The organism is Bacteroidota bacterium, assembly GCA_013360915.1.
GTDB lineage: Bacteria > Bacteroidota > JABWAT01 > JABWAT01 > JABWAT01 > JABWAT01.
In genome coordinates, this window is record JABWAT010000019.1 from 21270 (window position 1) to 41434 (window position 20165).

Consider the following 20165-nt stretch of genomic DNA (forward strand, 5'->3'; position numbering starts at 1 on the left):
TGGTTATGGCAACACGCTGTCTGTTCCTGTTTTTTATACTCATCCTGCCCGGATTGCCGGCTATTGCGCAGCAATCGACCTATTTTATTGTCAGCGGACCCTCGGCACCAGTGACCGCCGGTGAACCCTGGGAGGTGCAGGATTTCTGGCTGGTTCCCCCGGCCGGGCAGGGAGTTCCTGTTTCCATCGATCTGTTCGATGCCGGATTGGGTAGTCCCATGGATCTGGTAACCGGCCCGGTCAATACCATCATTTCAGCAGAACTGATCCCTTTCGCTCAGGTTTATGCGATCCGGGATGGCAAGTTGGTTTCCCTTGGTACATCTCCGTCCGCCTCAGGAAAACCCATCGCCAATGATGAATCGACCGTGAACCGGTGGATTACCTGGCCGGAATCGGCCACCCCGCGCGAAGGAGGCTGGATATTCAGAATCAGGGCGACCGGCGGGAATGATGTAAACGCCTTTCAGATCAGGTTGTCACAGGGAACCGGATGGACACTCCGTGCCATTAATCTCGGATTAAACGCCTTTGGTGTTGGTTCCGGGCAGGAAGTCCAGATTCCGGCTAACCAGCAATTGCATCCGTCCCCTGAACCAATGGTGGTTTCGGGTGAGGAAGATTCTCCCGTGAACCTACGGGATGCATTCGGAAATTCATATTCGCCCTCTGCGAGTGACATTGCCTGGGAACCCACCGTGAACGGATTACCGAATGAATGGGGATTGGTGGTCAGAGGATCTTCTTTCAGTATCAACAATCTGGTGATCAGGGGCAGCAACCATCCGGTGGTGTTTGATTTACCGGTAACAGTGGTTACCGTTCCGGTTCAGCCCAGACTGTCCATCCGCCCCGACTATCTCGGGGACTGCTTCCGGTTCTCTCTTCAGTTAAACCAGCGTTCGGTCATGGCCGGAGGGACCGGAGTCTCCTGGTTGGCCGATGGGAAAAAATTACAGGGAAATCCGGTTGAACTGGTCACCCGGGGCGCTGGTGATTTTCCCATCACGGCTTATGCCGAAACACAAGGGTTTCTCTTTCCGCGGTATTGGGTGGTTCAGTCGGTTCTGAACGTGAATGCACCACCCACCGCCATGATCAATCAACCCGACAGACGGCTTGCTACCGGCGAGGTGTTCTCCTTTCTTTCGGCAGGATCGACCGATCCCGATGGAGAGCCGTTAGTGTATCAATGGCTGGTGGATGGTAAACCTGCCGGGTACCAGCAGGGATTTTCCTTCAGTTCATCGGTCCCGGGCGGATTCACCGTTTCCCTGATCGTGACCGATGTGTCGAATAAGCTGGGATGCAATGCAGACACCGCCTCGGTCACTGTTCGTGTCAATGCACCCCCTTTTGGAGTGATCGAGCCCGTCCTTGTTTTTTCTCCCGATGAACCCGTGACCTTCCGGTCGGTCCGTCAGCAGGACAGTGATGGTGATTCGCCGCTGTACCTGTGGACCGGTGAAGGGGTGAATGATGAAGGCAACAGTGCTTCTGTCAGAATTCTCCATGAGGAACCCGGCACCTATTCGATTCGGCTGCGTGTGGATGACCAGCAGGGAACGCCGAATTCGGTGTATCAGACCAATGCCACCTACCGTGTAAACGCGCCACCGGTACCAAGGTTTACGATACCGGTTCAGTCGGCCCCCGGGGTGTCACTGACGTTGAATGCAAATGCAACTACTGATGCCGACACCAGATCGCTGACGTACACATGGAAAATATCGGATGGCCGGTCTTTCCAGGGTCCGGTTCAGCCTCTGACGTTCGAACGACCCGGTTCCTACACAGTCACCTTGTCGGTCGATGACCGTGAGGGTGTGAAAAATTCGGTGCAATCCATCAGCCGCGACATTCAGATCAATGCTCCGCCGGTCCCGGTCATCACAGCTAATTCACTTTCAGCAGACGGACTTCAGACTTTTTCAGCGCAGAAAAGCCGTGATCCCGACCATTCAATTGTCTCCTATCGTTGGGAGTTCGGGGATGGAAACCGGGGTAGCGGGTCCGAGGTTACCCATCTTTACGCATCAACCGGCCGTTATACCATCCGCCTAACGGTGGATGACGGGCAGAATCAGCCGAACAGTATCCAATCAACCACGCATCAGCTGACCATCACCAGATTCCCGATCGCCCGGTTCGACCAGCCGCCGGCCACAGAACCCGGGGTACCCGTGTCCCTTGATGGGTCCTTCAGTTCAGATCCGGATGGGAAAATCACACGCTATGCCTGGACCGCTAACGGAAAACCCATCGGAACCGGAGCAGCAGTTTCTTTCAGGCCAGACCAACCGGGGCAGTATGCCATTGCCCTGCAGGTGACCGATGATTCCGGTTTTGAAGAGTCAACCGCCATTCTGTCACGCACGTTGGTGGTGAACCATCCTCCCGTCATCAGAACCTCGGTCACTCCCGAGGCACCGGCACCCGGAGAACCGACCACGTTTTCATCGGCAGGTTCCTTTGATCCCGATGGAAAAATCGGATCGGTCAGCTGGACCTTCAGCGATGGACTCCGTCTGACAGGTCCGGTCATTAACCGGTCTTTTAAGTCGTCGGGTCCGCAGATGGCCATTGTCACCGTTTCCGATGGAACCACCTTCAAAAATGGAACCCGGTCAGATACCATCCGCTTTGTGGTCAACCATTCACCCATCATTGTTACTCAACCGTTTATCCGCAGCAACATCCGCTCGATCCGGTTGGATGCCACCGATTCGTATGACCCCGATGGCCATCCTCTGAAACTGGAGTGGATTTTACCCGATGGTTCCCGCCGGTCAGAAGCCAGCCTGATCTGGCAGGCCCCTTCAGGCGGTACCCACTTTATCAGTCTGCAGGCGGATGACGGGCAGGGAAGACCCAACAGCCGGACTTCCCAACGGATTGAAGTGAAAGTAAACCGTCCGCCGGTTGCGGTGGTCGATTCTCTCATCCGGGCTTGTACAGGTCAGACCATTCTGTTCAGCGGATCGGCCTGTTATGATCCCGATGGGGATGGATTTACCACGCGGTGGGATTTTGGTGACAGCACCACGAGTACCGAAACCAATCCGGTGAAGGTGTTTTACCGGCCGGGGACCTATCAGGTGACCATTACGCTGAGTGATGGCTTTACCGATGTTCCTGTTCTGGCCACCATCCCGGTAGTTATTAAAGGATCCCCTGTTGCCCGCATCAATTTTGCCGATACCACCATTTGCGTCAATACCATCCTGAATCTTGAGGGAACCCATTCCACCGATCCCAATGGTCCGATCGGGGCGTACTCCTGGGATTTCGGAACCGGAGATCGTGATTTTGGTCCTTCTGTGAATTACATCTTTAAGGAAAAGGGTGTGTACGTGGTTTCTCTGACGGTTGTCGGGAGTCCGGCCGGATCCTGCAGCAATATCAGTCAGGCTGTGGCCCGAGTAACGGTCATTGAAGGACCTGTGGCCGATTTTAAAACCACCGACTGGATCGCCGATGGAGAGACCCTCACTTTCAGATCCGATTCAAAGGCACCAGAACCGGGTATCAGGGAATGGACCTGGCAGATCTCGGGACCGGGTGAGCCGGTTACCCTGACAGGGGCCACGGTTTCTCACCGGTTTACATCACCCGGCACGTACACCATCACTCACCGCATTGTGGCTGAAGGAAAATCAGGTTGTAACACAGCCTCCCTTGCCCGGATTATCCGGGTAAATGCACCTCCGGTCATCAGATGGATGGTAGCCGATTCAACAGAAGCCGGAAGCCAGCTGAAACTGGATGCCTCTGCCAGCACAGATCCCGATGGTCTGATCCGTGACTTTCAATGGAAAATTAATGGAAAAGTGGTTGGAACTGATCCGGTCTTTTCCGTTCCGGTATCCTGGACCGATTCCATCCGGGTCAGCCTGACCATCCGTGACGAATCTCCGACCGCCAACCGGCAGGTATCGGTAACCAAACGGATTCTGATTAATCAGGCGCCTGATCCGCAGTTTACTCTTCCGGGCACGGTCTTCGAAGGTCAGGTGGTTCGGTTGACGCCTGCCGCCACCCGAGATGCCGATGGTGATGTGTTGCTGACCACCTGGCTGGTCAACGGTTCCGCTCTTAAGGAACCGGTTCTGAAGGTAACAGCCCAGCCGCAGACCGTCACACTCAGACAATCCGATCAGAGGGGATTTAAAAATTCGGTTGTTGAATTTTCACGACAAGTGACCGGCGAAAAGGCCCCGGTGGTTTCTCCGGCGGTCCCGGGAGTGCTTGTGACAGGTCATAAAGTTACTGTTCAGTCACTCGGACTTCCGGAATTAGTGAAAGTGGTGGCTCCTGAGCCGGTGAATGGTACCATCCGTTGGGATCAGAGTGGAAATCAATCTCTCCGGCTGGCCTGGGTACCTGCAGGAGAAACACTGAAGACCTGGACTCAGCCGGTCACCGTTCTCGATCCGCTTCGGTTTCTCAGCCAACCCGCACCGGTCGATCTGGTCTGGAATCCGGCCAATCCCTCTGTGGTGCAGACTGCACCGGCACTGAACCGGAATGACCTCACAGCGGTGACAGTTAACTGGACGGTAAATGGTCAGCCATTGGGTGCAGGACTGACGAAAACACTTCCTCTGAAAAAAGGTATCAACCGGGTGACGGTTATTGCTGGCGAAGCAACGGTTCCGGGCAGCCAGCCGGTGACAGTTGCATGGGAGATTCGCTGTAACTGAGCTGAAATAAAAAAAGAAAACCCGGTTGGGAAACCGGGTCGTTCAGGAACCCTGGATGAAAGGCTGTCAAGCAGCCAGTTCATAAAACCGGCTGGATGACAGACCAACGGTTGGACGGTTGGTCAGAAATCAAAAATCTCGCCGAGGATACTTTTTTTCTTGTATGGTTTCTGATAGTAACCGTGTTCAGCCTTGTGATGGTAAACCGGTTGCGGCTGGGGCGATGTATATACCTGTTGCGGCGGTGGTGCTGCCTGATAGGGTTGAGCTGACCGCTCGATCAGTTTATCCAGCTCACCCCGGTCCAGCCAGACTCCCCGGCATTTGGGGCAATAATCGATTTCAATTCCCTGACGGTCTGTTATGACCAGATTTACCTGACATACCGGACAGTTCATAACGGCACTCCTTATACATTTTTTCTACTTAACCATCTCAGCGTTGGTGAAATTCCCGGACAGGTTGCGACTAAAAATAACGACAATGATATCTTGAAAGTAAAAACAAATCATGTTAAATTGTTTTCAGATTCCCGGAGGGCTTCATGAAACGTCTTTTTTTCTTCTTTTTACTGGTTGGTCTGTTTGTTCAGGCGCAGGGGCAGCATCCGTCGTTTTTGCCAGGTAAACAATGGGGTAAGGGACCATTTAACGGAATCCAGGTTGTCGATTCACTTGCTTGGTATCTGGAAGGTAGTGTGTTAGTTTCCGCAGTTATTCAGCCGGATTTACACCTTGCCCAGCTTGCGGAAATGGAATTGAATATGGCACCAGGCAACCTGAGTGCGTTTCACGATTATCTGGTTGTATATGGCAACGAACTGGTGGTCCTTAAAAGAGAACTTAACGGGGGGCTTATTGAAGTACTCCGGGAAACACGGGAATTCGATAACGCATGTATGGCAGGAAAGGTCCTTTATCTTGGAACTGACTATGAATTTACCGCTTATCTGGAGCTAAATGAACAAACAGAAGTGCAATTGGGGCAACTGACCGTACCTATTGACTATGAATACCCCATTTCAAGTGATCTTGGTTTATTTGTTGCTGACTGGAACGGGATTGTTCGTTGGTTTTCTACAGTAAATCCGGTCGAGCCAGAATTATTGGATACATTGAATTGCTCAAATAATTATCGTTCCGCTGTGACCTTTATAGATTCCCGCCTGGTTTATCTGAGGGACACGAGTCTGATTGTTATAAGTCCAAATTCTGATAATGACCTGATCCGAACCGATACAGTTGGAATTCAATCATTGTTGGGGGATTTGTGGGAAATTGATTTTATACAATCGCACGGAGATCTGATTTTCGCTGGTTCGCAAAATATTGTAGGAAGTGTCTGGAGTGTTGCCCGTGTTTCTGCAGGCCTTTCCATCTCAGCCTTTTCAAAAACCTTTTACTTTACCGATCCGGTCTTCTTTTCAATAAACAATGGCTTCCTGGTTTATGATTCCGGATTCTTAAGTTATAAACTGGAGGGTCAGTCTGACCCAGTCCTGACCTCTGTGTTAATTCCATCAATTGGATATCTGGGACAACCCTTCTTCAACCCAAATCAGCCGGAATTTATCAGTTTCTATGAACAGGGAGAAATTTTGTTGGTAAATAATCTCAGCACTGTACCAGAAGTGAAGTTCGAACTTCCCTACCATCTTACGGATGTTTTATATGATGGTTATTCTGCATGCAGTCTTGAAAATGGTCTATTATTTATTACTCAATATTCCGAATTCGGGTTCCTGGATTTTACATCCGAACCGATAAAATGGCAGCCAGTAAATTTCTGGCTTGAGGAAGCTCCATTCTGTGATCTGGAATTGAATGGAAAAATCTTATTGGCAAGAACGGAATCCTGGGGATGGGAAGCTGAAAACCGACTATATAAATTAAGATTAAATCAACTTGAGTCTATTGTCATTGAAGATATCTATTTGGGAACAGGACAAAATAGCATTTCGGATGTGACTTGGTTAGGTGATCGAATCATCATTTCAGAATCAGATTCTGGAATAACGGTTACCGATACCACCTTTCAACTCATCCAGAGAATCAGAAACATCGGAAGGGTTAATCAGGTAAAAACAATCAAAGGCGGTGTAGCTGCCTTACTTGGAAATGGGACTATTCAAGTCTTTTATCAGGAAGAATCGGGTTTCCTGAAACAAGCAGAAACGACCATTTCAGTTGGGTCGCCAAATGTGATTATGGAGATGGCTGATGATTTCCTCTTGGTCATTTCTGGTCGGACTCTTTTCGTAATTGATGTTAAAAATGCCTTTCACCCGGTTCTTGCTGGGCAAATTTCTTTGCTGTTTGAAAGCACCGGGATGGTATTTACCGGGGAAAAGCTGGTTATTTCCCATGGTCGCTACGGTTTCACCCTGTACGACTATACAGGCTATCAAGTCGGTGTGGAAAATCCAAAAGAAGGAAATCCTGCTGGATTTGCCATTGAATCGGTGTATCCGAATCCGTTTAATCCAATGGCGACGATTGCCTACCGGGTACCAGTGGCTGGCGAAGTGACCATGACGGTGTATGATCTGACCGGCCGGGAGATCGCCAGGCTGGTTAATGGAAAAGTAGGAGCCGGGTATCATGAGGTCCCGTTTCATGCCCCCGGTCTGGCATCGGGAGTGTATCTGGTGCGGATTCAGCTTGCCACCGGGCAACAGGCAACTGCCCGGATGATGCTGGTGAAATAAAAAAAAGGGCTGTCCGGTGAAGACAGCCCTTTTCGTTTAAGTGAGTGACGGAACTCAGACGGTGCCGAGTTTGTCGCAGTTTTCCTTCACGTGCGAAGCAGAAACCTTCAGTTCTTCCAGTTCTGCAGGGGTCAGTTTCAGTTCGAGAACCTGCTCGATGCCCGTCTTGCCCAGTTTCACAGGGACTCCCACAAACAAATCCTTGATTCCATACTGACCATTCAGCAGGACTGCACAAGGCAGGATCCGTTTCTGATCGCGGACAATGGCTTCCACCATTTCAACGGTTGAAGAAGACGGAGCATAATAAGCCGAACCGGTCTTCAGGTAGTTCACGATTTCAATTCCGCCCTTGCGGGTGCGATCGACCAGACGATCGATGGTGGCTTTATCCATCAGTTCAGTGATGGAAACACCGCCAACAGTCGAGAACCGGGGAAGCGGAACCATGTCATCGCCATGACCGCCGAGAACCATGGCATGCACGTCGCGGGTCGATACATTCAGTTCTTCCGCAATGAAAGACCGGAACCGGGCAGAATCGAGAACACCGGCCATTCCCAATACGCGGTTCGATGGAAATCCCGATTTTTTGAAGGCCACATAGGTCATGGCATCCAGCGGATTCGAAACAACGATGATGATGGCATTCGGTGAATACTTAGCCACATTTTCGGTAACAGAACCCACGATTTCGGCATTCTTGAACAGAAGGTCATCGCGGCTCATACCAGGTTTGCGGGCCAGACCAGCCGTGATCACCACGATGGAGGAACCTGCGGTTGCTTCATAAGTGGTGGTACCGGTTAAACGGGTATCAAATCCTTCGACCGGGGCTGATTCCCACATATCGAGACCTTTACCCTGAGGGATGCCATCGACCACATCCACCAGAACCACTTCATTTGCCAATTCCTTTTCAGCAATCCGCTGAGCGGCTGTTGCGCCGACGTTTCCTGCACCAACTACGGTGATTTTCATAACTCATCTCCTTTGACTTGTAAAAACCGATACAAAGGTAGAAAACCCCATCCGGTTATAAAAACCGGTGAATCCGGCTTAATTGATTTATAATTGATACGATGACCCGACCACCGGTTATGATCCCGGTTTCAGTTTTTCCTTAAAAACCGCTTTGAATTTCTCAACCTTGGGTTTGACCACGAAAGCACAGTATCCCTGTCCGGGATTCCGGTTGAAATAGTTCTGGTGGTAGTCCTCGGCAGGCCAGAAAGGGGCCGCAGAGGATATCTCGGTTACCACCGGTTTGCTGTAAACGCCGGCTTTGTTCAGCTGATCCAGATAGAAACGGGCTTGTTTCTCCTGATCGGCGGTGTGATAGAAAATCACCGACCGGTATTGCGTTCCGATGTCATTTCCCTGACGGTTCAGTTGGGTCGGATCGTGGGTCCGGAAGAAAATCTCGAGAAGCTCGGCGTACGAAATGACCCCGGGATTGTAAGTGATCTGAATAACCTCGGCATGACCGGTGGTGCCAGTGCACACTTGTTCATAGGTTGGGTTGTTGCGGTGGCCACCCATGTAGCCCGAAACGACCGTTTCCACACCAATGACCCGTTGAAACACGGCCTCGGTGCACCAGAAGCATCCCGATCCGAATGTGGCGGTTTCCAATTTGTTCCCTCCTGCCTGTATGACGCCGGTTGTTGCCATAAGAAGAAAGCCGGCGAGTATGATTGTGAGTCTGTTCATGGTTTGATTCCGTTCTGTTACCCTGGCATAGTCGTATTGGCCGGGTAAACCTTACAACCGGAATTCAGGTCAGTTTGGTTTCCAGGCATTTACGAAGGGATTTCCGTGCCCGGTGGAGCAGCACCCACAAGTGGTTGTCGGTGATACCAAGCGTAAGGCAGATGTCAGCGGTGGGGAGATCATCATATTCCCGCATACGGATCAGTTCCTGCATGGCCGGATTCAGTTGTGCGATGCAGTCCTGCAGAAAGCGGATCCGCTCAGCCCGTTCGGCCTGTTCATCCGGCAGAAGGTCCGGATCTCCCGGTAAAGAATCGGCCGACCAGTGCCCGGGAAACGGTCCGTTATCTGAAAAGTCCGTGTCATGGTCGGTTGAATCTGCCAATCGCTGCCAGGAGTGCCGGTATTTATTTCTGAAATGATCGGCAATTTTCCGTTTCAGGATGCTGGTCAGCCAGGTCCGTTCAGAACTGGATCCGCTGAAACGCTCCCGGGACTTCATGGCTGCGAGAAAGGTGTCCTGAACCAGATCACGTGCCAGATCTTCATCCTGTACCCGGAAAAATCCAAACCGGAAAAGGTAGTCTCCATGTTCATCCACCCAACGGGAAGGATCGGTTTTTGACACTCGTCCGGAAATTATACTCAGGAAAATCATGCAGTCAAAGTAGCCAGCGAGGGCGGTTTTTCAAAACAGGAATTGCCTTGTAAGGTTTGTTTTTAGATTTTCCAAGCCTATGAAAACACTTTCCTGTTCTGCGGTATTGGTAACCGTATCACTGATCCTTCTGTCCGGATGTGAACGTGAACCACTGACCATTCTTCACTGGAACGACGCCCATTCCAACAACCTTCCGTTTAAAACCAAACGGTCACCCTCCGATCCCCAACTGGTCGAAGTGGGTGGTTATGCGTGGTTAAAAGCCGCACTGGATTCCATCAGGGATGCCAGACCCGTTAACCTCACGGTCTTTGCCGGTGATGAGTTTCAGGGGACACCGATTTCATCTGAAACGGCCGGCAGGTCTCAGATCCCGATGCTTCAGGCCCTCGCCCCCGATTTTCTGGTTCCCGGCAATCACGAGTTCGATTATGGAGATGATCATTTTCTCCATCTGGCCGATTCTTCCGGATTGAACTGGCTGGCTGCCAACCTGATTGATTCCGTATCGCGGCAACCGGTCTTCCAGTCTGGTCAGCTGATCAATCGCGGTGGGTGGAAAGTCGCTGTGGTAGGAATCACCACTCCCGAATTGAAGGAAGTCTCGCTCCCCGTCAATGTGGACCGTTTTTCAATGATTGGTCACCTGGAGGCGATCCGTCAGACAATTGACAGTCTCAACCGGATCGGGAAACCCGATTTGTACATTCTTATTTCTCATGCCGGCCTCGATATGGACAGCACCATTGCACGTGCCATCCCAGATTTTGATCTCATCATCGGCGGGCACACCCATTCTGTCATGGCTGAACCCTCGGTTATCGGGAAAACCCGCATTGTCCAGTCGGGAAGCCGTGGCCGTTTCCTCGGGGAAATCACCATTTCAGAAAAACAGGGACTCCCGGATGTGGCGTTTAAGGTTCATGAGATCGGCCCCGGAAACCAAAAGCCAGACAAGAAGTTTCAGGCCCGGATCGATTCAATGGAAGCCGGTCTGCAGGAACGTCTCAAAGTGGTCATAGGCGAGTTTACCACCGAACTTCCCCTTCCGACCACAGGAGAAAATGCCCTGGCCAACTGGATCACCGATGCGTACCGTTGGAAAACCGGTGCAGAAATCAGCATGATGAATGCGGGAGGAATCAGACGCGGATTTCATCCCGGACCGGTTTCCCGCCGCGATATTTGGGAACTGGCTCCGTTTGGAAACTATCTGGTCGACCTTTTCTTTACCGGTCAGCAACTTGAGGCAGCCATCCGTCACAGCCTGAACCATGCGGAAACGCCTCTGCATTTTTCCGGACTTCAACTGACCATCCGTCAGAAGAGAACGGGTTCGGACCTGATCCGGGTGTCGGTGAATGGACAACCGGTCCGTAAGGAGACTGTCTACCGGGTCACCACCAATAATTTTGTGGCACTGCAGGCCCGGGCCATGTTTGGGATCGATCCCGCCTCGCTCCGGACTAAACAAACCGGTCTGGTCGATCGCGATGTGCTTATGGAACGAATTCAGACATCGGGATCCATGGGACCAGTGACTGATGGCCGATTGAAAGTCATTCCTTAATACAATGCATGATCACCAGTTTCTGAGGGATATTCTGGTCTTGCTGGCAGTGGTGATTCCACTGTTGTTTATTGCTGAACGACTCAAGTTCCCGTCGGTGATTGGGTTTATGCTGGCCGGTATCCTCATCGGTCCGTCGGTTTTCGGTTGGGTGTCCAATCAGGAATCCATTACTCAGTTATCAGAGGTCGGCATTGTCCTGCTTCTGTTTTCCATCGGACTTGAATTTTCCATTCAGAAAATTGCGGCTTTAAGAAATTATCTGCTCATCGTGGGTGGCGGTCAGGTGATTCTGACCATTGGTCTGGCCTGGTTGTTATCGGCTCTGGCGGGCATGGATCATCAGAAAGGGATTGTAATCGGATTTCTGATCAGTCTCTCTTCCACCGCCATCATGATAAAAATCCTGCAGCAGCGAAAAGAACTCGACACCCCGACAGGGAGACTCACCCTTTCCATTTCTCTTTTTCAGGATCTGGCCATCATTCCCATGGTCCTGATTCTTCCTTTATTGGGATCCGGCGGACCCATAGACCGCTGGGAAGTCACCCAGACGCTGGCACTTTCAATTATGGGAATCGGCATCATTCTGGTTGGGGCACGGCTGGTGATTCCTCGCTTACTCGATCTGGTTGTTAAAACCAACAACCGGGAGTTGTTTCTGGTCACCATTTTATTTGTGGTGGTTCTGGTGGCGTGGGTGTCATCTCTGGTCGGACTTTCTCTGGCATTGGGAGCCTTTCTCGCCGGTCTGATTGTCTCTGAATCGGACTATTCCCATCAGGTTCTTGCCGATGTGTTTCCCATGCGTGATGCGTTGGTTGCCCTGTTTTTTATTTCCATCGGGATGATGCTGAATCTGACCAATCTGGTTGCAGACTGGGAATGGGTCCTGCTGATCTCAACCGGGATTATTCTTTCCAAGTCACTGATTGTGGCCGCCTTTACCTGGGCGCTGGCTTATCCCATCCGCATCGGTCTGGCAGTCGGTCTGATGGTGGCTCAGATCGGTGAATTCAGCTTTGTTCTGGCCGGAACCGCCCTTACTCTGCAAATTCTGACCGAATCTGATTACCAGATTTTTCTCGGAGCCAGCATTCTGACCATGCTGATGGCACCTTTTCTGATTACTCAGGCCAATCCGATCGGGAACTGGCTTCATCAGAAGTTTCACTTTAAACCAGCCGGAAAACCAGCCTTCAGACGACTGAGCCGACTGGTTACCACCGGAAACCTTGAATCAACCGGCATGAAAGCCGATGTGAAGGGTCATGTAATCATCATCGGATATGGTAAAACCGGCCAGCACCTCTCTCATGTTCTGAAGGAAACAGGTATTCCGTTTGTGATTTCTGAACTGCAGCATGTCCGGTTTAGTCAGGCGCGGTCCGAAGGCCACCCGGTGGTGTTTGGCGATGCCACCACACAGGAAATTCTCGATGAGCTGAAAATCAGAAAAGCGTCTGTTCTGGTTATTTCCACCGGGGATGTATACTCAACCACCCGCATTGTGCAGGTTTCGAGAACGTTGAATAAAGGCCTGCACATTATCGCCCGGACCCGTTACATCAATGACCTGGGCCCGCTTTATACAGCCGGAGCAGATCAGGTGATTCCGGAAGAATTTGAAACATCCATCGAGATCTTTTCCCGCACACTCCGGTATTTCCATATTCCCAGAAATATCATTGCTTCCCAGATTGCGATCATCCGTAAGGAACGGTATGGAACTCTTGAAGGACAATCGGTCAGCAAGGAGACGCTGGGCCAACTTCCCTATATTCTGGCTGCAACCACCACCGAGTCGGCAGTTATCCTCGAAGGGTCGCCCGTCAGCGGAATAAGTCTGGGTGATAGTGGTCTCACCTCCCGGGCTGGCATTCACGTGATTGCCGTTATCCGTGATGGGGCATCGGTCAACACGCCATCGCCGGATTGGGTATTCGCTCCGGGTGATGTAATTGTCATGGTCGGAAATCATGCCGAAATCGATGCCGCTCTGGGAATACTGGGAACCGACCTGGCCAGTTAATTCCGCCTCGGGAATGAAATACCGGCAGCACTTAAGTATTTTTAATACATGAACCCAGATATAAAAGCTCAATTACAGAAAATTCAGGATCACCTTCGTTCCCTTGGAAACCACCCGCTGGATGAACCCATCCGCCTGTCGGTGCAGAAGGCATTCCATGATGTGATGATTCTGGAGGCTTTGCTGATGAAATCTGCAGGATCACCGGACCGGGGAACTCCAGATACACGGCTGGAACAGGCTCGTACCATCCTGGGTGAAAAGGATCTGGGGAAACTACTCGATTTTGCCCTTGATACCCTGGTTGCAATGACCAGTGCAAACCGGGGATTTCTGACCACTCTGTCTGCTGATGGGGCCGTTGATGTGTTCACCGCCCGCCGGATCGGTCATCAGGAGGTGATGGATCCGGGCTCGCAGATCAGCAGGGCCATTTTATCCGATTCACTTCGTCAGTCACCGGGACAGCCCCTGATCATTTCTTCCAGGGATCAGCCCGGACGGTATGAAACCATTCAACGACTCGAGGTTGGCTCGGTCCTGGCATTTCCCATTCATTGGGAAGGCGAATTGGTGGCGGTTCTTTACCTCGACAGGGATGAAACGGCCGAACCCTTTCAAACCGGATTTCTTCCTTCTCTCATGGAATTCTGCAGCATGCTGGCTCCGCGTCTTTTCCAGCTCAGACGTTTGCGGGATCTTGAAACCATGGCAACTCCTGCCATCCCTGAAAACGAATTTATCTATGAAGGGGTGATTGGTAACTCAGGTGTATTCCGCGATACGATCCGCATTACCCGCCGGGTGGCCCCCAGTGAAGCAACGGTTCTGATTCTGGGTGAAAGTGGTACCGGAAAAGAACTGATTGCAAGGGCCATTCACAGAAATTCACGACGGAAATCGGGTCCTTTTGTTGCCGTGAATTGCACGGCCATTCCAGCCGACCTGATTGAATCGGAACTCTTTGGACATGAAAAAGGAGCCTTTACCGGTGCCCTTCAGCGCAAGCCGGGGAAATTTGAACAGGCAGCCGAAGGAACCATCTTCCTCGATGAAATCGGTGATCTGCCACTCGATCTGCAGGGAAAACTGCTAAGAGCCATTCAGGAACGGACCTTCGACCGGGTTGGCGGAACCCAGCCGGTTCAGGTCGATGTAAGGGTCGTTGCCGCCACAAACCGCAACCTACGATCGATGGTTGAGACTCAGCAATTCCGCGAAGATCTGTACTACCGGTTGAATGTGATTTCACTCCACCTGCCTCCGTTGCGGAACCGCAAAACCGATATTCCATTGCTCGTCCGGCACTTGTTGCCTGCACTTGAACAAAAGAATGGCCTCAGCGGAACGGTTGTGGCCGATGAAGCGATGGAAGCGCTGGTGACCTGGGGGTGGCCCGGTAATATCAGAGAGCTCGAGAATGTTCTGGAACGGGCCATGATTCTTTGCGAAAATGGCGTGATCAGACTTCGGGACCTTCCTCCGGAAATCCTGGATGATGCACCAGACATCCGTCCCTCCGGTGAAATGAATCTTGAAGCACAACTGGCTGCTTTCCGTCAGCAATTGCTCCTTCAGGCGCTTGAAAAATCGGCCGGGAACAAGTCTCAGGCTGCCCGTCTTCTTGGTATTTCCCGCAATTATCTTCATCAGTTGCTGAACCGACAGGTGTAAACTCCAGATTACACCTGTCACCGGATGTGAACGGACCCTGCATTTAACCACTAGAACTCCTCTGCAGCAAATACCACCAGTCTTAAAAAGAGTGTTAAGGCCTTTTCCTTAAAACCCGCAATAACCGCTTTACAGCATAATCTTTCAGCCTTTTTATGCCTGGCCTGTACAGGTTTGAAGGAAGATTCTTCAACATCCCATGACTGCCCGGGAAAAGTGGCACACCCTGTGCAGAAGACAGGGTCATGGAACAGACACAACACGAACGGATTCTCATTGTTGCTCCCGATCTGCAAACATTAAAAGCGCTCAGGGTTCAACTGGCTCCCGATTCGGCCGACATCTTTACCGCCACCAATCCGGCAACGGCCTGCCGCTTGCTGAAAGGAATGACTCAACCGGTTCAGACCGTTTGGGTAGACCAGTCAGTCAGTGAAGACGATTTCCGTTTGGTACGGACCGAAGCGATGGCCCATTCTGCTGCCGTCCGGCGGTTTTCCAGGTCAGTGTCTGGTCGTTTTATTCCCGATGGAGATTTCTGAAATGCCTGCTGCACGATTGTCCACCCCACAACTCCGGAAACCGCTCAGCGAACAGGACATGGTGTTCTTTGCCGTGCCCGCCGATTACCTGATGCATATTAAAACCTTCATGCTCATGAATAACATCCCGTTCCAGCAATCGGGTCTTCATCCCATGGTAATTCAGCCCGACAGTGTGGAACCCGCTACCACCCGTCTCTGGAACCGGGTTTCAGGACTGGATCTCAGCAATCGGGAAAAAGAAGTGCTCACCGAATTGGTTCGAGGCGGTGACTACCGGACCATCGCCTCAACCCTTTGCATCTCGGTTGAAACCACCCGGACTCACCTGAAATCGATCTACCGGAAACTGGGTGTTAAAAACCGTTGCGAGGCGGTGGCGTTCCTTCTTCGTTAACCCGTCTGTTGCCGGAATTGATCGGTAATCGCACCCTGCGTATGTTTAGTCCGCTTTTCACAGGAGGAATCATGCGCTATTTGTTTTCATTTTCTTTTCTGATAGGTCTTCTGGCCTGTTCATCACCCGATAAACAACCCGAACCGGCAGCAATAGCCGATTCCGTGGCAGTTATGGAAGCCGATACGCTATCCGCCGAAATAGATTCCGTCTCTGCAGACGTTGACGACATTCTGAAGGAACTGGAATAATGAAAAAGATTTCTGCCCTGTTGAGTTTAACATTATCTCTGGTCATTCCTGCGGTCCTTGCCACTGCACAGGTCCCCGATCCTGCAAAGGAAAAAATGCAGGCAGCAAAGGAAAAAGCCGAAAAGGCAGCGAAGAAAGCAACAGAGGACGCAAAATCGGTCGTTGAAAAATCCGGAAAACGTCCTGACTCTGAAAAATCAGGTAAAAAGGGTGATGACAAACCTTCTCATCCTGGCAGACCTGATGGAAAACCCATGGGACCCAAAGATGATAAACCGTCAAAGGGGGAATCATCTGAATCCAAAGGATCCGATCATGGCCAGGTTCATGCCTACGGTCAAAACAAAGGGGATCTGGCTGGCAAAGAATTTGGTCAGGCCCGTGCCGATTCTGCCCGGGCAAAACATCCCGGAATGGCCAGAAAACAGGACCGGGTTAAGGAAGCCCGGGAAAAACTGAATCTGGCTAAAGAGAAACTGGAAAAGGCAAGGAAGAACAAGACGATGCCTTCCGATAAGCTCAAAGCCAGCGAAGAGAAAATCAAAGCAGCGGAAGAAAAGCTGACTCTTCTTGAAAAACGGGTCGATGAAGCCGTAGAAGAAATCAGATAAACGCCTGATATCCTTTTCTTTTGGTTACTCAGCCAATGCCTGAACCCCGGGCAATCGCCAGCCTGGTCAAGCTGATTATGGCGAACAACCCGGGAACCGGTTCATGACACTCCGTGAAAAAATCAGCAAACTCACCGACCGTTTCGGGCAACTGATTCCATCGCCCCAGACGGAACTGGAGTTCAATACTCCCTATCAGCTGCTGGTGGCAACGGTCATGGCTGCGCAGGCCACCGACCGTCAGGTAAATGTGATCACCAGAACGCTTTTCCGCGTGGCTCCTGACCCAACAAGCATGGTGTCTCTGGGTGAGGAAGGCATTTTTCATTATATCCGGTCCATCAATTACAACCGCACAAAGGCCGGTCACATCTATTCACTTTCTGTACAATTGATTGATGAATTTGGTGGTGAAGTCCCCGCTTCCATGGAGGACCTTCAGCGGCTTCCCGGAGTTGGCAGAAAAACAGCCTCTGTGGTGTTGATCTGTGCTTTCAACATTCCGGCCTTTCCTGTCGATACCCATGTGTTCCGGGTATCAAACCGATTGGGAATTGCGAAAGCCTCCAACGTCAGTAAAACAGAGGAACAGTTGCGGAAACGACTACCTGAATCGGACTGGTACCGGTTTCATCATTACCTCATCCTGCATGGCCGGTACACCTGTAAAGCAAAAAATCCTTCTTGCGAAACCTGCCAGGTCCGTGACTTGTGCAGTGAATATTCCGGCCGTACCCGCCCGGATCGCTGATTCCGGATTAAATTGATTTTACAGGCCCTGTTAAGTACCTTCGGCAACTTTTTAACCACCTCATCCTTCATGAATTTTTTCTCAAAACGGGCCATTTTCGGGCTGATTGCCGCATTTCTGATATTGACTTCAGGCCTGGCACAGACCCCTGCTTCCACCCAGCAGACCCTTCGTCTCGGATCGGGCTGGTTGCTGCTGTCTGCTGAACCTGCACAACCGATTGATCTTCCTTTCTTTACGGGTCCGGCCGGCCAGCTGATTCTGCAAACCAGTTTCGACACACCCGACCTGATCAATAAAACCGTGATCCTGCGGTCTGCAGGCATCAATTTCCAATCCAGATTGTATCTGAATGATCAGCTGATCGTCCTTCACCCGGGCGGATACCTACCGCTCGAGGTTCCCATTCCCTCCGAATTTTTTAACGGTCCTGTTTCTGTCCTCAGGATCGAAATGGAAACTTCACCAGATTATAAGGGCACGGTTCCTCTGATCAGCAAACCGGGTGGTCCGCGTCCGGTCGCAGGAATTTTTTCGGTACCAGAATTGGTCATATCTGGTCCGGTCTCAATCGGATCGGTCTCCCCGGCTTATTCGATTAGTGGTGATCAGGTCGTTTTTTCTCCGACCGTTCGCTTGAGGGTGTCTCAAGCCTTCGGCGAGGGAGAAAAACCGGTTAGCGTTCGGGTGACCGTCAGTGACTCAACCGGGAAAATGGTTTGGTATGATCAGTCCATGACGGCCGGATCGGCCTCTGCACAGACCGGAGAGCTCCGTTTTCCAACACTTTCCTTTGCAGGTCCTCAGTGGAAACCTTCAGCACCCTCGGTTCAGCGTGTTTCGGTCACGGTAAGCCGTGATACCACGATCATTGATCAGGCCGATCTCTTCACCGGATTCAGGCAATTGACCGCATTGAAAAATGCCTGGGTGATTGGTACTGATACGCTGAAAATCAAGGGAGTTGAGTATTACAATCACCACCGGTCGGCCGATGCATTGGCGGCCGCCCGCAAAGATTTGCTGGCCATGAAACGGGCAGGGGTCAATACAGTCCGGTTTGCGGGCTATCCACCCACACACGATGTCCTGGCTCTATGTGATTCTCTTGGACTGATGGTCTTTTCCGGATTACCTGTGTCAGATGTTCCTGTCTCGTTTATGAGTGACCCGGGTTATCAGCAGGTGCTGGCCAATCAGGCAACCCGTCAGCTTGAAACGGAATCCCTTCACCCCTCAGTGGTGGCATTTTCACTGGGCGGCCCGGTTCTTTCTACTTCCGATCTGAGCTGGTATAACGAATGGGGTCAACTGATCGCGGGATCCTGGCCGCATTTAAAACCAGCCGTCACCATTCCTGCCGGTGAATTGGTTCCCCTTCTGGCTCCGGGGATCCTTCCGTTTATTGATGTGACCGGATTGAACCTGCAGGAGACCAGACAATTTCTCACCGATTTTTCTGACGATCGTCCTTCCTTAATAACCGGTCTTGGAATCCAGTTTAACCCGGCCAACCATCAGGGCTATGCCGATCCTTACAGCGTACAGCATCAGGCCAAATATCTGATGGATACCTGGCCACTGATCCGGGATTCAAAACAGGCCGCAGGGGCCGTCATTCGCTCCTGGAATGATAAACCTGCAGGTGCCGTCAGCATGAAATCGGGTTTCTCTGATGATCAGCTGGTTTACACCGGATTGGTTTCATCAGATGGTCAGGTACGGCCAGCCATGGATTATCTGAAATCGCTCTTTGCCGGAGAAGTGGTTTTTAATCCGTCCGTGGGTCGGTTTCAGAATGATATTCAGGTCGTTTTTCCTGTGGTCGGTGTACTGATCATTTTCTTCTTTTCGTTTCTGTACAGTTCAAACCGTCGGTTCAAGGACAATCTGACCAGAAGTTTTGTGCGGTCATTTAACTTTTTCTCCGATGTCAGAGAGCAGCGGGTTATGCTCGGATTCCAGTCACTTGGCCTCCTGATCATGATCACGGCCACCTTTGCCTCCCTGCTGATCAGTGTGCTGTATGCGTTCAGAAACGATTCCTCGGTCGACTTTCTCCTCAGTATTCTCCTGCCTTGGGAATCCATCCGGTCGGTTCTCATTGGTCTGGTATGGAACCCGGTGGTGGGAATTCTGTCTCTTTCCGGCTTGATAGTTCTGATTTTAATCATCGGGGTTGGAATCGGAATCGCGTTTGCCTGGCTTTTCCGTACACGGGTGGGTTTTTCTCAGGTGATGATCGCCATGACCTGGTCCTCGACCCCCGTGCTGCTGCTTGTGCCGGTTCCAATGATATTTGAACAGGTTGCCGGGGCAGGATCTGACTGGATCTGGCTGACCTTTCTGGTAATCGGTCTTGTGCTGATCTGGCTGTTTTTCAGAATTTTAAAAGGACTTTCGGTCATCCTCATGTCCGGAGCAGGTAAAGTGTACCTCAGTGGGCTTCTTTTACTGGTGGCAGCGGTGGCATTGACAGTGTTTCACTACCATTATCACTATCAGGCCTTTGCTTACTGGGATTATTGGGTGAATACGGTCCGGTGGTAATGC

The 20165-nt window shown here is 51.3% G+C and carries 15 protein-coding genes; 11 read left to right on the forward strand and 4 right to left on the reverse strand.

Annotated features, from left to right (window positions below):
• Positions 1 to 5: 5 nt before the first annotated feature.
• Complete coding sequence (locus HUU10_13720) at positions 6 to 4703, forward strand: PKD domain-containing protein (GenBank protein ID NUQ82667.1); 4698 nt, start codon at positions 6 to 8, stop codon at positions 4701 to 4703.
• A 122-nt stretch (positions 4704 to 4825) separates the two neighbouring features.
• Here the strand turns inward: HUU10_13720 and HUU10_13725 are convergent, their stop codons facing one another.
• Entirely contained in the window at positions 4826 to 5101 is a 276-nt protein-coding gene (locus tag HUU10_13725; GenBank protein NUQ82668.1) for a zf-TFIIB domain-containing protein, read from the reverse strand.
• Between the two features lie 146 nt (positions 5102 to 5247).
• Here HUU10_13725 and HUU10_13730 point away from each other — a divergent pair, with 146 nt between their 5' ends.
• Positions 5248 to 7410, forward strand: coding sequence for a T9SS type A sorting domain-containing protein (locus HUU10_13730; GenBank protein ID NUQ82669.1), 2163 nt, complete (start codon positions 5248 to 5250; stop codon positions 7408 to 7410).
• A 54-nt stretch (positions 7411 to 7464) separates the two neighbouring features.
• Here HUU10_13730 and mdh read toward each other — a convergent pair whose 3' ends face one another.
• From mdh to HUU10_13745, 3 genes are all read right to left on the reverse strand, one after another.
• Positions 7465 to 8391: a malate dehydrogenase gene (gene mdh / locus HUU10_13735; protein NUQ82670.1), complete on the reverse strand. Its 927-nt coding sequence runs from the start codon at positions 8389 to 8391 to the stop codon at positions 7465 to 7467.
• Between the two features lie 117 nt (positions 8392 to 8508).
• Complete coding sequence (gene msrA, locus HUU10_13740; GenBank protein ID NUQ82671.1) at positions 8509 to 9123, reverse strand: peptide-methionine (S)-S-oxide reductase MsrA; 615 nt, start codon at positions 9121 to 9123, stop codon at positions 8509 to 8511.
• 64 nt (positions 9124 to 9187) lie between these two features.
• Complete coding sequence (locus HUU10_13745) at positions 9188 to 9751, reverse strand: sigma-70 family RNA polymerase sigma factor (GenBank protein NUQ82672.1); 564 nt, start codon at positions 9749 to 9751, stop codon at positions 9188 to 9190.
• Positions 9752 to 9860: 109 nt separating this feature from the next.
• Here HUU10_13745 and HUU10_13750 point away from each other — a divergent pair, with 109 nt between their 5' ends.
• The 9 genes from HUU10_13750 to HUU10_13790 all read left to right on the forward strand — a co-directional run bounded on the left by HUU10_13750 (position 9861) and on the right by HUU10_13790 (position 20162).
• Positions 9861 to 11354 carry a bifunctional metallophosphatase/5'-nucleotidase gene (locus HUU10_13750; protein NUQ82673.1) on the forward strand — a complete coding sequence of 498 codons (1494 nt, stop codon included), beginning with the start codon at positions 9861 to 9863 and terminating at the stop codon, positions 11352 to 11354.
• A gap of 4 nt (positions 11355 to 11358) precedes the next feature.
• The gene (locus HUU10_13755; GenBank protein ID NUQ82674.1) at positions 11359 to 13386 is read left to right on the forward strand and encodes a cation:proton antiporter; all 2028 of its coding nucleotides are present in this window, start codon (positions 11359 to 11361) and stop codon (positions 13384 to 13386) included.
• A 48-nt stretch (positions 13387 to 13434) separates the two neighbouring features.
• Positions 13435 to 15060 carry a sigma-54-dependent Fis family transcriptional regulator gene (locus HUU10_13760; protein NUQ82675.1) on the forward strand — a complete coding sequence of 542 codons (1626 nt, stop codon included), beginning with the start codon at positions 13435 to 13437 and terminating at the stop codon, positions 15058 to 15060.
• A gap of 245 nt (positions 15061 to 15305) precedes the next feature.
• Entirely contained in the window at positions 15306 to 15602 is a 297-nt protein-coding gene (locus tag HUU10_13765; protein ID NUQ82676.1) for a hypothetical protein, read from the forward strand.
• A 1-nt stretch (position 15603) separates the two neighbouring features.
• Positions 15604 to 15999, forward strand: coding sequence for a helix-turn-helix transcriptional regulator (locus HUU10_13770; protein NUQ82677.1), 396 nt, complete (start codon positions 15604 to 15606; stop codon positions 15997 to 15999).
• A 71-nt stretch (positions 16000 to 16070) separates the two neighbouring features.
• Entirely contained in the window at positions 16071 to 16250 is a 180-nt protein-coding gene (locus tag HUU10_13775; protein NUQ82678.1) for a hypothetical protein, read from the forward strand.
• On the forward strand, positions 16250 to 16861 hold the full coding sequence (locus HUU10_13780; GenBank protein ID NUQ82679.1) for a hypothetical protein: 612 nt from the start codon (positions 16250 to 16252) through the stop codon (positions 16859 to 16861). Before HUU10_13775 ends, HUU10_13780 begins: the two co-directional genes overlap by 1 nt.
• 103 nt (positions 16862 to 16964) lie before the next feature.
• The gene (nth, locus tag HUU10_13785) at positions 16965 to 17612 is read left to right on the forward strand and encodes an endonuclease III (protein ID NUQ82680.1); all 648 of its coding nucleotides are present in this window, start codon (positions 16965 to 16967) and stop codon (positions 17610 to 17612) included.
• A 69-nt stretch (positions 17613 to 17681) separates the two neighbouring features.
• Entirely contained in the window at positions 17682 to 20162 is a 2481-nt protein-coding gene (locus HUU10_13790) for a hypothetical protein (GenBank protein ID NUQ82681.1), read from the forward strand.
• The last annotated feature ends 3 nt before the right edge of the window (positions 20163 to 20165 follow it).